Origin of the sequence: Collinsella sp. An2, from assembly GCF_002160065.1 — a bacterium.
GTDB lineage: Bacteria > Actinomycetota > Coriobacteriia > Coriobacteriales > Coriobacteriaceae > Limicola.
In genome coordinates, this window is sequence record NZ_NFJW01000005.1 from 1 (window position 1) to 13,252 (window position 13,252).

Here is a 13,252-nt window from a genome sequence, read left to right on the forward strand (position 1 = left end):
CCCGTCCAGTCGTAGTTCTTGACGCAGGTCACGACGTTGGCGAGCTGCTCGATGCCGTCCTCGGCGATGTCGTCGAAGCGGCCCACGAACGGGCTGATGTAGCGGGCGCCGGCGTTGGCTGCCAGCAGCGCCTGCGGGGCGGAGAAGACCAGCGTCATGTTCACGCGGACGCCCTCGGAGGCGAGCTGGTGCGTGGCGGCAAGCGACTCGGCGCAGATCGGCAGCTTAACCACGATGTTGGGCGCGAGCGCAGCGAGGCGACGGCCCTCGGCGATCATGTCGTCGGTCGTGGTAGCGGTGGACTCGGCTGAGACCGGCAGACCCTCGCAAAGCTCGGCGATCTTCACCATGTGGGGCTCAAAGTCGGCCAGCTTGCCACCTGTGCGCGCATAGAGCGACGGATTGGTAGTGACGCCGGCCAGGCAGCCCCAGGAGAGCGCCTCACGAATCTCGTCGAGGTCTGCAGTATCGATAAAGAACTTCATATGCACTCCTTCTGTAATGACAAATTCAGCGTAAACGAGCCCGATGGCGAGACTCTTATACAGCGCCGGCCCAGCCCTCTCGACCTGCGTCCTGTAATCCTTCCGCCATCGGGCTCAACAAATCAGCAAAAGACCGGCATTTCGGCCCGTGCTACCCAAGCAAACCGGCGACCGTCTTGACCAAATCGTCGGCAGTGAGCCCGAATTCTTTCTGCAGGAACGCCGGAGAGCCTACCTGCCCAAACCGCTCGACAACGCCATGGCGGCGGAACGGCACCGCAACCGTATGCTCGGCGAGCACCTCAGCGACAGCGCTGCCCAAACCACCGATTACCCCATGGTTCTCAAACGTGACAACGGCCTTCTTGCCCGCGGACTCCGAAAGTATCAGATCAACATCGAGAGGCTTGATGCAGAACATGTCCACGACCTCGCAGCTTATACCCTGCTGCTCAAGGATTTCGGCAGCATCAAGCGCATCGCTCAACAATTGGCCCGCCGTGATAATCAAGACATCATCGCCGGTGCGAACCACATTGCCGTGTCCCATTTCGAACGTTGAGCCCGGTGCGTATACATTGCGCACCGCCTTGCGATTTGCCCGGAAGTAGTGGATACCTTGACCCATTGCCGCAAACGAGCGAATAATCCACTCTGTCTGCACGTCGTCGGCTCCGTCGCAAACAACTGCACCGGGAATAGTGCGCATAAGCGCCACGTCTTCCCAACTGGTATGCGTGCCACCGTTTGTTCCTACGCAAAAGCCAGGATCAGAACCATAGATATTGATGGCGTTCTTTGCATAGGCACCCGACAAATACACCTGATCAAAGGCACGGCGCGTCGCAAAAGGAGCAAACGTATGCACAAAGGGAACAAAGCCCTCAGAGGACATGCCGGCAGCAATGCCCATCATGTCCGCCTCGGCAATACCGCACTGCACAAACTGATGGGGATTGGTCGCGGCAATCTTGGTAAAACCACTCGCGCCACCAAGGTCCGCCTCAAGCGCCACAACGCGCTCGTTATCCTTCATGATGTCCTGAAGGGTCTCGACAACGACCGAGCGCAGCTCACGCCCCATCTCATCGCGATTTTCTGCAAGCTTAATCATTAGGCCTCACTCCCTTCAATCTGCGCATCGAGCTCAGCGATTGCCTGCTTTGTTGCATCGATAATTTCGGGAGTGTTGAACTTCACCGAGTGATTGGCCATCATCTGCTCAAAGAATGGAACGCCTGCGCCCTTGATGGAATCAAGAACGATACACACCGCACTGTCAGAGACCGCCTTAGCCGCGTCGATGGCAGCGTCGATGGCATCGACGTCGTTGCCTTTGACCCGTTGCGTCTCAAACCCGAATGCCCGCATCTTCTCAGCAATGTCAAACGGGTTCATGACGTCTTTCGTATATCCGTCGAGCTGCTTTTTATTGTCATCAATGATCACGATGCAATGGTTTAAACGATTATGAGCTATGAACTGGAATGCCTCCCAGCACTGCCCCTCGTTCAACTCTCCATCGCCCACGATAAGGTATACGTACGCGTCAGACCCTTTTAGCTGCAGCGCCTTAGCGATTCCCGCGGCGGTCGAGGTGCCCTGGCCCAGAGAGCCCGTAGTCATATCAACACCAGGGGTCTTCGTGCGATCGGGATGCGAAGGCAGGTTGGTGCCTCCATCATTGAGCGTATAGAGCATCTCGCGATTGAAAAAACCACTCTCGGCGAGCGCAGAATACCAACCCGGCCCCGCATGTCCCTTGGACAGCACGACGCGGTCGCGACCCTCCCAGCGCGGCTCTTTGGGATTGAAGCGCAGCTGTTTCCCATACAGCACGGCCATGAGCTCAACGATGGAGAGCGAGCCACCCAGATGACCTTGCCCTTCATCAAGTAGCATCGAGAGCACGTCCCGGCGAATCTTCGCTGCAAGCAGCGTGACATTCGCACGACTCGTATCGTCCACGTAAACCCCTTTCACGGTCTTGCAAGAATCGAGCGATTATCGGAAAAGTCAGAAAGCTACATGCCGAACTTTTCGCGCAGCTTCGCCTCAAGCTCCTTCTTGTCAACAATGTTGGTAAGAATGCAGTGCTGCTCCTCCGGAATATCGGACGGAATGAACGCCGCAAGGTCACGACCAACTACAAACAGATCGGCAGCACCCAGTCGGATATCTCCGGTTACCGAGTGGAATACCTGCACGTCCTCGCGGCCGAGCTTCTTCAGCACGTCCTTGATGTTCATCTCGACCAACATGCTCGAACCCAAACCAGAGCCACATGCGCACATGATTTTCTTGATCTCCATGGTGTTCTCCTAACGTCGTGTTAATGCGGAATAACGTCGGCCGCAATGGCCAGCTATCTGCAACGGTTTCCAGACCGAGGTGCCGCCGTCTGCCAAGGCGGCACCTCGTGAAAAGAGGGGTTACTCAGCGTCCGCAGCCTTCTTGGGCTTAGGAGCGATGAAGTTGTACAGGATAGGCAGCAGGAAGCAAATCACGCAGATGATGAACAGGGGCATACCAGGCGCCATCTGTGCAAGGTTGCCGAAGAGGATGCCCAGCCACGAGAAATCTGCATCCGAGAAGGTTGCGCTCGTGAAGCCCAGCATGGTGAAGACAGGCATGCAATTTGCAGGAAGGAACGTGATGAACAGGCCATGCACGAATGCGCCAGCGATGCAGCCCTTGAGGCCGCCCTCAGCATTGCCGAAGACACCTGCGGTGGCGCCACAGAAGAAGTGGGGCACGACACCGGGCAGGATAAGGGCGCACGGAACAACCGCGGCATTGATGCCAGCAAGCACGAACAGTCCAACAATACCGGCGACGAACGAGGTGAGGAAGCCAATCAGCACCGCGTTGGGAGCATAGGGGTAGCACACGGGGCAGTCGATAGCGGGAACGGCACCAGGGACAAGCTTCTCGGCAATGCCCTTGAAGGCGGGAACAATCTCGCCGACGATCATACGAACACCAGAGAGAATGATGTACACGCCACCAGCGAAGGACAGACCACTCGTAACAGACCAAACAATCCAGTTGTTCGTCGTTTCGGTGCCAACGTTCAGCAGGTTGTTAAGGTAAGAGAACTGCGAGGGATCCTCGGAGAGAATGCCGCGGCCCACGGCGACGCCGGTAACGATGACGAACAGAGCAACCATGGTGATGCCAATAGCGACCGTGTTGTCACGCAGGAAGATAAGACGCTGCGGGAAGTTGATGTCCTCAGTGGACTTGCTGTTCTTAGACTTGAACAGGCTTCCGACCTTGCCCGCGAGAGCATAGCCGATACCACCGAAGTGACCGAGAGCGATATCGTCGGTGCCCACGATCTTGCGGAATGTGGGCTGGCAGTAGGCCGGAGAGAGAACCATGATGACAGCGAGAATGCAGGAGCCGGCAGCAATGAGCATCCAGCCATCCAGGCCACCAATGGAAAGTACAACAGCGAGCATGCAAGCCATGTACAGGGTGTGATGACCGGTAAGGAAGATATAGTGCATGCGCGAGAAGCGGGCAAGGACAATGTTGAGAACCATGCCAAAGCACATGATGAGTGCGGACGCCTGGCCGAAATCGTTCAAAGCCATCGAGACGACAGCCTCATTGTTCGGCACAACACCCTGCATGTTGAACGCATAGTTGAAAACCTCGCCGAAGGCGTTCAGCGAATCGGACTGCAGGAACGCTGATCCAGCGTTGAGCACCAGGAAGCCAACGATGGTCTTGATGGTTCCAAGGGCAATCTCTTCAACCGGCTTACGCTGAAGCGCGAGGCCCAAAAAGGCCAACAAGCCAACAAGGATGGCCGGCGTAGACAAAATGTTGACGATAAAATCAATTACTGCCATTTCCCTTTCCTTTCCAATGACGGGGCAGCGAGCAGGCGCCAAATCGATGCGCTATTCCACTGCCGGAGCACCAACAAACAGTTCATAGGCAGCATCGGCATCCGGCGCCTCAGCAAGGCGCGTGATGTTGTCGGGATCTCCAAACAAAACAGCAAGCTGTTGCATAGCGCCGATGTGCGAATCGGCATCAATCGCCGCAAGCGTCACCAACACGCGGACATCCGGACCTTCCGGCTTGAACCGCACGGGGTTGCGCACAATGGTCAAAGCGACCTGCTGCTTAATGACGCCCTGCTCGGGACGAGCATGAAGCAGGGCCAGATCGGGGCAGAGCACGTAATACGGACCCATTTCATGTGTGTTCTCGATAATGCCGTCAATATAGCGCGGCTCGACGAATCCCCCGTCAACCAAAGGCTGCACCGCTACGCGGATAGCCTCTTCCCACGTGTCAACTCCGTCCAGAATCTGGACGTTCTCACGAAGAACCATATCGGCGAGCGTCTTGACTTCCTGTGCCATCTTTTCTCCTCCTCTCTAGCGGTCGGCGTTTTTCGTTTCAAAATCCGTCACAAAGTCCATGAGCTGTTGAACGTTGTCTGTCTCTGCCAACGTCTGCATGAACTCAGGGGTTGTAAGCAATTCCGCAAGATGAACCAGTGCGCGCATATGAGATGTCGCATCCACCGTTGCCAGCATGAAGACGAAGCGAACCGGATCGCGGTCAGCGGCGCCAAAAGCCACCGGCTCCGCCAACCGTACACAGGACATAGCAGTGCGATGAACATGCCCTGCACCTGCGGCGTGTGGAAGCGCGACGCCTTGTGAAATGACCACGTAAGGGCCAAGCTCGGTGATGTTTGCAACAACTAGGTCGATGTAGCCCGAATCGATGGCCCCGCTCTCAACGAGCGGTTCGCCCGAAACGCGGACAGCCTCTTGCCAGCTATGAGCTTCCTTATCCAGGCGAACGTTGCCCAGAAGCAAATCGCCAAGGGAAGCTCCCATAAGCCCTTCGGCGCTGTCCGCCGTTGCAGGCGACGTCAATCCATGAGGTGCAGACGACGTTGCCGCTGTGGCGTTCGCCTTTGGCACCTCGGCATCCACGATGAATCCGAACTCATTGAGGGCTCGACGAATGTTGGCGATGTCCTCGTTCTTCAAAAGCGGGCGAACTTCGACATAGGGAATATCAATTTGCAAAGGAACTGTCGAAATTACCAGATCGATTCCCATGTCTGAGGTAATGCTCGAAACCTGATGCGCCGGTATATTTGCAATGAGGTTGACGTCGAACACACGGCTGACCTCTGCTGCCAGCAGCTCGGCCGTTCCGAACCCCGTCGAGCACACCACGACAATATTGGGGAGGCGCACCTCAGCCTTTCGGCTGTTGACAATGGACGTCTCGAAATGCAGCAGGATGTAAGCAATCTCGTCCGGTGTTGTCTCGGTCAGTTCTCCCAGAATGCTCGAAGACACAGCCTCCTTGATGATGGCCGCATGCTCGGCATAGCTGCCCAGAAGCTCATCTCTCAGCGGATTTTCCAGCATAAGGCCGACTTTCTTGCGGTAGATGCTGCTGGAAATATGCTGCAACAAGCGATTATAGAGATTCATGTCATGGGTCAGATCTACGCCCACACGGTGCGAGACCGTAGCAATGAGCGAAATGCAGGCGAATTCAACCCCCACATTCCCGTTCGCCAACGCAGAGGCGACCTCGCCCGAACGGGCGCCCATATGAATCTCGATGTAGTAGCGCTCTTCTTCTGGGAGCTTGACATCAAGCTCCTCCTCGATGCGCTTCAAAATGTAGTTCGCCATTTCAAAGTGTGCATCGGAGTCTTCCAGGAAGGCGTCGATGTTGATGGGTGCATCGATTTTGGTGCCTTGGCGACGCCGTTTTATTGATAGCGCAATATGCACCACCATGGCTTCGAATGCCGTATCGTCGAGGGTCACGTGGTAGAGGCGCTCGGCATCGCGAACAATCGCCGCAATGCGCTCCAGGTCCTTCTGAGGAAACCAGGTGGTATAGTCCGCAGGATCAAAACCAACATGGGAGCTGTCCGTTGCGCGGCAATCTCGAATTGCCTGGGTGAACATTCGGCGGCGATCCTGTTCGCTCGCTACAACCCTGGCACCCTTTCCGCGACTCCGTTCAATGGCAAGGCCATGTTCCTCACAGTAGCTGTATACCTTGGCAAAATCGCGCGTTGCGGTAGCCCTGCTCACGCCAAATGTGTCAGCGAACTCCTGGATGGTCACGAAGTCGTCAGACCAACACAGCATAGAGACAATGATCAGGACGCGTTCACGCTGTGAAAGCGCCTCGTTGTTGAAATCGTCGCTTCCCGTAGATGAAAGCGCCATAAGCAAGTTGCGCGGAACGCCCTCCTTGAGCCGGGCGATTTTCGACCGCACCACAATGGCGTCGGCCTCGATGATGCCATAGAGACGATTATTCAGTTCATCGATGTCGTACCGAACCGAGCGTAGCGTGACGCCATACCTCTCGGCAATGCGCTCCAAACTGAACTCCCCGCGTTCAGCGAGCAGCCGAAGCTCATGTCGTTGGCGAATGTTCACGTGGCGCCCTCCTTTTCCGCATCATTAATCTACTCATTCACAAAATGCACACACAAGCGTCATCCATTTCATATCGGCGAGGAAACGGATGACGCATGGTGTGAAAAGAATATAAAATTAGCTTTTTATCTGCGGAAATGCTCTATATAAAGAACTTCAGAGCACGTCGTAAGCCGCCTGAGCTACCTTTCGCCGGGCGTTCAAACGAAGCTTGTGAGCCATGAGAAGCTGGAAGCCCATCACCTATGGCTCATTACATTAAGCCCTGCATAGAAGGTGCTGGCTGCTTCCCATATGACGATATCCCAAGGAGCTCCGCAGGGGGCATCATCACGACGCCATCCAGAACAGCAAACTCCCTGAGATATCGTCAGAAGAACCACCCTGCACGCAATGGCGCAGGGAAGTAAATAGTAGACGCAACCCCTAAACCAGGCCCGCCATGGCGCGGGCGTTACGGCCTGCCTTGCGAATGTCGTAGGGCGTGGTCTGGTAAACGTAGTAGTTGAGCCAGTTGGTGTAGAGCAGCTGGGCCTGACTGCACCAGGTGTTCAGCGGCTCCTTCGAGGGGTCGTCGTCGGGGAAATAATTCACCGGGATGTCCGGATCGATGCCGCGGGCCACATCGCGCTCGTACTCCAGCTTGAGCGTGTCGGCGTCGTATTCCGGATGGCCAAACACAAAGAACCGGCTGCTGTCGGTGCTTTTCACAATGTAGAGCCCCGCAACGTCGGAGGTCGCCAGGATCTCGAGGTCGGGATGCTTCTGCACGTCCGCCTCGCGCACCTCCGTGTAGCGCGAATGCACCGCAAAGAAACGATCGTCGAAGCCGCGCACGAGCGGAGACTGCTTTTTCACGAGCTTATGCTCGTACACGCCCGAAAGCTTGCGCGGCAGCTCGTGCTTCTGGATGCCGTAGTGGTGGTAAAGCCCCGCCTGGGCTCCCCAACAGATGTGCAGGGTGGAGTGGACATTGGTGGTCGACCAGTCCATGATGCGCTCGAGCTCGGGCCAGTAGTCGACGTCGGTGAAATCCAGCTGCTCGACCGGAGCACCCGTGATGATCAGGCCGTCGAAGTGCTCGTGCTCGACCTCTTTGAAGGTGCGATAGAAGGTCTCCAGGTGCTGGGCCGACACGTTTTTGGCGTCGTGGCTCTGCGTGCGCAGCAGCTCGACCTCGATCTGCAGCGGGGTGTTGGAGAGCTTGCGCATGATCTGCGTCTCGGTGGCGATCTTGGTAGGCATGAGGTTCAAGATGAGCACCCGCAGCGGACGAATGTCCTGGTGGATGGCGCGATACTCGGTCATGACAAAGATGTTCTCGCCCTCGAGCGCCTGGGTGGCGGGCAGGGCGTCGGGAATGCGAATGGGCATGAAGACGCTCCTTTATGGCTTCGGTGAGCCTCAATCTTTTCACGCGCCGAGATGCGCGTCAAGCAACCCTCCTACGCTCCTGCGACCGCAACGCCCGCCGCGGCGGCGAGGTCCGCCTCCTCGGGGTAATAGATGCCCCAGTCGTAGCGCAGCCGCGTCATGGTGTCCATAACATCCGCCGCATAGTCGATGAGCTTGGCTTTCGATTCGTCGCCCGCCGCAGCCGCCTCGAGGTCGGCCATCTCATAGGCGAGGGCATACGCCTCCTCGCCCTCCTCCACGATCTCGCGATGCCCGTCTTCGGTCCACACAATGCTTGCGCGGTCGGCGCGCGGATAGTCGTTGATCTCCAGGTAGCACTTGTCGAAGCTGATGACCGCGCGCTTGGGCTGCTTGGAATGAAGCGACAGCGAGAACACGCCCAGCTGGCCCTCGGCGTTGCGTGTCACGAAACCGCTCGTCTGGTCGACGCCCGTGACGGCGCGGTTGGCAAGCGAAACCACCTCGTCGGGGTGGCTCGCCATGAAGATACGCGCCACGGTGAGCGCATAGACGCCAATGTCCAGCATGGCTCCGCCCGCCAGGCGCGGGTTGTAGAACCGGTTGGTAAGATCGCCGTACTCCTTGAAGCTGCCGAAGTTCACCTGCGCAAGGTTCATGGCGCCAAACTCGCCTGAGGCTGCGCGGGAGCAGAGCTTCGCATAGAGCGGCATGTGCAGGATGGTCGTGGCGTCCATGAGCACCACGCCGTGCTCGGCGGCAAGGGAGCGGGCCTCGGCCAGCTCGGCGCTGTTGAGCGTGATGGCCTTCTCACAGAGCACGTGCTTGCCGGCGGCCAGCGCGTCGCGCAGGAAGGAGATGTGGGTGTTGTGCGGCGTGGTGATGTATACCGCGTCGATATCGGGGCTCGCATAGAGTTCGTCGAAGCTGCCGAACACGCGCTCTACGCCGTAACGCTCGGCAAAGGCGACGGCCTTTTCGTGCGTGCGATTTGCCACGCCGACCAGCTTGCGCCCGGCGAGCCCCATGGTCTGCGCCATCTGGTTGGCGATGGCGCCGCAGCCGATCACCGCCCAGCGCAGATGCGGGGCGCTAAAGATGTCCTTGGGAAACGGTTTGCCCTGCACCGCTTTATAAGCGGCGGCAGCGGCAGCAGCAGAATCGAGGGGCGTGGACGAAGACATGGTGGAAGACCTCCTCCGACGACATTTGCGACGGGATGCGGACGCGCGCCGTATCCCGTCGTCGTTTCGGAGAAATTATACCGCGCGGTGCGGACGCCCCTTCTGCGCGGCGACGGCAGCATCCGCCGCGACGCTCACCGTGCAATGTATCGCATGCGGATTTCATCTCCGTGTTTTCTCAGATAGTCACGCATGTAAGGAATCGAGAACGCCACGAATCCACGCGCCGTAGGCTCGATTACCTGATGCTTGATCAGCATGCGGCGATAACTGGTCAGCGAGCTTGGAGCTACATGCAGGCGCTCCGCAATCTCCGCCGTTGCGGAAACCTCTTGGTCCTCAGTCATCGCCAGTGCATACTCAATCGCCCGCAAGGGAAGGTCCGCAAGGGCCGTCTCCAGTACCACGTTACCAAACTCATCCATAGCACGTGACACGCCTTCTTGAACGTCGTGCTTGTCGATGGCCAGAGATGTCTTGGCGTGTTCCCGCGCGATCGCCCAAACGTGGTACCCAACAAGCTGGATGAGGTATGCATAGCCAGCCGTTGCCTGCGCCATGCTGTCAAGAGCCATCGCGTCGATGCTCATCCCCGCGTGTTCGATGGTATGGCGAAACGCCCTGGCTACGTCATCGTGCGCGATGGGTGCTAGCTCCTCACTTTTAGCACGACGTAGAAACGTCAACGCCTTTCCGTTGATGAGGTCGAGCACGCCCGTTGTGATACCTGCAAACACAAATGCAATGTTCTGCCGCTCTCGAATAAGGTGTTGGACCGTCGCCGCAACAAGGCGAATATCGTGTTCATCGGCATCCTGTATCTCGTCGATGGTCACCAACAGACCACGGCCTTGCTCCGTCTGCTCCGTAGCGATACGCGTCATGATTCCGCGCAGGCTTTCCTCGCGATACATTGTCGTGCTTGTCCCCTGCACGGAAATCAACCCAAGGTTTGCGCCCAACGACACTTCTTGCTGTTGAGGAGACCCTTCAAGCTCGTAGCGAATCGCCTCGGCAACATTGTCCACCGCGGTTACATCAACCACACGCCAGCCTTTATCGCGAGCAATATCCCCTAGTTCAGTGAGTAGCACTGTTTTGCCCGAACCACGCGGGCCGGTGATGCGCATCAGGCGCGCGGGCGAGCCAATACCCTCTTCAAGGCCGTCGATAAAGTCGTGTGTGACCTTGCTCCGTCCAATAAGAACAGGCGGCTCGGCGCCCGCTGTGGGGCGGAAGGGATTGAGCAGCGCCATTGAAGCCTCCTTTGGCACCTCGCCTCTCGTTTGTTGTGTTAACCATAGCTCTAGCAGCTATCGTAACTATCGTAACAATAGCAACTATAGTAAGAATAGTAAAAGCAGAAGCACCGAACCAGTGATTGTTGATTGCGCAAAACGAAACTCACAGCCCAGCGAAGGATCAAACGCAGGCACCTCCGCCTGAAGACGCTGATGTGAACGCCCGACAGACCAGAACTTGCCTGCAAAGACACCTGCCAGAACCTACTGTCCCGCTTCAAACGTAGCGATGGCGCCAAGCAGCACCTCGCCGTATTCTTCGGCCTTTCGCTCGCCGATGCCCGTGACCTCGAGCAGCTCGTCTTTGGTATGGGGACGGCGACGGCAGAGCCCGCGCAACGTCGCGTCGTTGCACACCACGTAGGCCGGAACCTGGCGCTCGTCGGCAAGCTCGCGGCGCAGGACACGAAGCTGTTCGAAGAGCTCGGCGTCGTCGCCCACCCGCGGGCGCGCATCCTGCTGAGCCTCGTCGCGCAACAGGTCCACCGCCCGTCGCACGCGCGTGGCCGCCCGCTTGGACGCACGCCGCTTGATGGTAAAGCGAAACGGCGGGAAGGCGCGGCCGCCGGCAGCGGGTGCGTCTCCTGCAACCAGGTCGCCGGTGTCGGCGGCCGGCGCCTCACCAGCGGCTCCCAGGCCGTCGGCGATGCCCGGCGCGGCACCGGCCCGCACGTCATCCGCAGCTGCCAGGGCAGCCGCCCACGCCCCTGGATCCACCAGGGGGTCTCCCGCAAGCGCCTCGGCCGCACGCGGCCCCAGCCCCACCACCGGGTACTGCCCCTGCGAGATCGACAAATAACCGCGACCCGCCAGCTGGTCGATCACCTCGCGAATCCGTGTAGCGGGCATGTCGGCAAGCGATCCGTAGCCCGCGACCTCGTCCAGCCGATACGAGCGAACGCGCTCGTTTTCGGCTCCATGCAGCGCGTCGGCAATGACGGTCTTGCCAAACCGGCCCGGCCGCGCGGCAACAAAGCGAACAGCGGCGCGCGCGGCATCGGTGACGTCCTCCACCGCGAAGGACGTCAGGCAATTCGAACAGTTGCTGCACCCTTCCGCAGCGTCGCCCGGAAGGCTTGACGACATCCCCGCCGCCTCATCGCCAAAATAGCGCAGGATATACTCGCGCAGACAGCCCGTCGTCTTGCAGTACCCCTCCATCTGCGAAAGCAGGCGAAACCGGTTCCGCCTGGCCTGTTCGCGCTGCTCGGGGTCAAGCGTCTCGTCGTCGCGCTCCTGGTCGATCAAAAAGCGGCGAATGCGAAAATCGTTGCCGTTCCACAACAGCAGACACGATGCCGGGTCGCCGTCGCGCCCCGCGCGGCCCGCCTCCTGGTAGTAGGCCTCGATGCTCTCGGGCACGTTGTGATGTATGACGTAGCGCACGTTGGGCTTGTCGATGCCCATGCCAAACGCGTTGGTCGCCACGATCACCGACATGTCGTCGCAGATGAACGCCTCTTGCGCGTGCCGACGTTCTTCGACACCCATGCCCGCATGATACCGGCCCACCCGCACGCCATGGGGCCCAAGCGCGCGCCCTAGCTCGGCTGCAAGCTCGTCGGTAGCCTTGCGGGTCGAACAATACACGATGCCGCTTTCCTGAGCATGCTCGAGCACGTAGTCGCGAATGCGCGTGAGCTTGGCTTTTTCGCCCAACTCTTCCACCCCAAAATACAGGTTCGTGCGATCAAACCCCGTCACGACCGTCTCGGGAGCGCGAAGCCCCAGCATAGCGGCGATGTCCGTGCGCACGCGCTCGGTCGCCGTAGCGGTAAAGGCGGCAAGCACCGGGCGCTGCGGCAGCGCGGCGACGAAATCGGCAATGGCAAGGTACGCCGGGCGAAAGTCCTGCCCCCACTGCGACACGCAATGGGCCTCGTCGACCGCCACCAGGGGCACGCCGAGCCCTCCCGGAGCCGCCGCATGCTGCGCAAATGCCAAAAACCGCGGGTCCGACAGGCGCTCCGGCGCCACGTACATGATCTGATACCAACCCTCAGACGCACGCTTGAGTACGGTGTTCTGCTGTCCGGGCGTAAGCGTGGAGTTGAGATACGCCGGCCGCGCGCCCGCTGCCTTGAGCGAACGTACCTGGTCGGCCATGAGCGACACGAGAGGCGACACCACAAGCGTGATGCCCGACATCATGAGCGCCGGCACCTGGTAGCAGATCGATTTGCCGGCGCCGGTGGGCATAACGCCCAGCGCGTCGCGGCCGGATAGAATGGCCGACACCATACGGTCCTGGCCGGGTCGAAACGAGGTGTAGCCGAAGTAGCGCTTGAGCGTCTCGAGTGCAGCCGCCGGGCATCCGCACTCGGACGCGCCCTGAAGACGTCCGTCGCCCGCGGACGCAACGCTCGCCACACCTGAGGCCATCGCTGTTCCCGACGTCGCTTCCACCGCCGCATCCTCCCCTATCTCCCCTGTGTGCATCCGTGTGTATCGCGAGC

Annotated in this window: 11 protein-coding genes; all 11 read right to left on the reverse strand. The window is 59.0% G+C overall.

All coding sequences use genetic code 11. The features are described from left to right. Window positions 1–485: transaldolase family protein (locus B5F33_RS04530; RefSeq protein ID WP_087410615.1), on the reverse strand; the 485-nt coding region annotated here is incomplete at its 3' end. A gap of 151 nt (window positions 486–636) precedes the next feature. Then, a complete protein-coding gene (locus B5F33_RS04535) occupies window positions 637–1,599 on the reverse strand; it encodes a transketolase C-terminal domain-containing protein (protein WP_087410616.1) in 963 nt (320 codons plus the stop codon). Beyond that, window positions 1,599–2,453, reverse strand: coding sequence for a transketolase (locus tag B5F33_RS04540; RefSeq protein WP_239284794.1), 855 nt, complete (start codon window positions 2,451–2,453; stop codon window positions 1,599–1,601). Before B5F33_RS04540 ends, B5F33_RS04535 begins: the two co-directional genes overlap by 1 nt. 56 nt (window positions 2,454–2,509) lie before the next feature. After that, window positions 2,510–2,797, reverse strand: coding sequence for a PTS sugar transporter subunit IIB (locus B5F33_RS04545; RefSeq protein ID WP_087410617.1), 288 nt, complete (start codon window positions 2,795–2,797; stop codon window positions 2,510–2,512). Between the two features lie 120 nt (window positions 2,798–2,917). Next, window positions 2,918–4,345 carry a PTS ascorbate transporter subunit IIC gene (locus B5F33_RS04550; RefSeq protein WP_087410618.1) on the reverse strand — a complete coding sequence of 476 codons (1,428 nt, stop codon included), beginning with the start codon at window positions 4,343–4,345 and terminating at the stop codon, window positions 2,918–2,920. A gap of 51 nt (window positions 4,346–4,396) precedes the next feature. Continuing rightward, the gene (locus tag B5F33_RS04555) at window positions 4,397–4,867 is read right to left on the reverse strand and encodes a PTS sugar transporter subunit IIA (protein WP_087410619.1); all 471 of its coding nucleotides are present in this window, start codon (window positions 4,865–4,867) and stop codon (window positions 4,397–4,399) included. A 15-nt stretch (window positions 4,868–4,882) separates the two neighbouring features. Then, window positions 4,883–6,937 carry a BglG family transcription antiterminator gene (locus tag B5F33_RS04560; RefSeq protein ID WP_087410620.1) on the reverse strand — a complete coding sequence of 685 codons (2,055 nt, stop codon included), beginning with the start codon at window positions 6,935–6,937 and terminating at the stop codon, window positions 4,883–4,885. Window positions 6,938–7,363: 426 nt separating this feature from the next. Continuing rightward, window positions 7,364–8,311, reverse strand: a complete 948-nt coding sequence (gene metA / locus B5F33_RS04565; protein ID WP_087410621.1) for a homoserine O-succinyltransferase — start codon at window positions 8,309–8,311, stop codon at window positions 7,364–7,366. Window positions 8,312–8,382: 71 nt separating this feature from the next. Then, on the reverse strand, window positions 8,383–9,495 hold the full coding sequence (locus B5F33_RS04570) for a Gfo/Idh/MocA family oxidoreductase (RefSeq protein WP_087410622.1): 1,113 nt from the start codon (window positions 9,493–9,495) through the stop codon (window positions 8,383–8,385). A 134-nt stretch (window positions 9,496–9,629) separates the two neighbouring features. Further along, window positions 9,630–10,751: an AAA family ATPase gene (locus B5F33_RS04575; protein WP_087410623.1), complete on the reverse strand. Its 1,122-nt coding sequence runs from the start codon at window positions 10,749–10,751 to the stop codon at window positions 9,630–9,632. Window positions 10,752–11,000: 249 nt separating this feature from the next. Next, entirely contained in the window at window positions 11,001–13,202 is a 2,202-nt protein-coding gene (locus B5F33_RS04580; protein ID WP_239284795.1) for an ATP-dependent DNA helicase RecQ, read from the reverse strand. Window positions 13,203–13,252: the final 50 nt, after the last annotated feature.

What these genes read in the sequence shown, in the direction of transcription:
- B5F33_RS04535 (WP_087410616.1), bottom strand. Translation starts at nt 1,599, where the DNA reads ATGATTAAGCTTGCAGAAAATCGCGATGAGATGGGGCGTGAGCTGCGC.
- B5F33_RS04545 (WP_087410617.1), bottom strand. Translation starts at nt 2,797, where the DNA reads ATGGAGATCAAGAAAATCATGTGCGCATGTGGCTCTGGTTTGGGTTCG.
- B5F33_RS04550 (WP_087410618.1), bottom strand. Translation starts at nt 4,345, where the DNA reads ATGGCAGTAATTGATTTTATCGTCAACATTTTGTCTACGCCGGCCATC.
- B5F33_RS04555 (WP_087410619.1), bottom strand. Translation starts at nt 4,867, where the DNA reads ATGGCACAGGAAGTCAAGACGCTCGCCGATATGGTTCTTCGTGAGAAC.
- metA (WP_087410621.1), bottom strand. Translation starts at nt 8,311, where the DNA reads ATGCCCATTCGCATTCCCGACGCCCTGCCCGCCACCCAGGCGCTCGAG.
- B5F33_RS04570 (WP_087410622.1), bottom strand. Translation starts at nt 9,495, where the DNA reads ATGTCTTCGTCCACGCCCCTCGATTCTGCTGCTGCCGCTGCCGCCGCT.
- B5F33_RS04575 (WP_087410623.1), bottom strand. Translation starts at nt 10,751, where the DNA reads ATGGCGCTGCTCAATCCCTTCCGCCCCACAGCGGGCGCCGAGCCGCCT.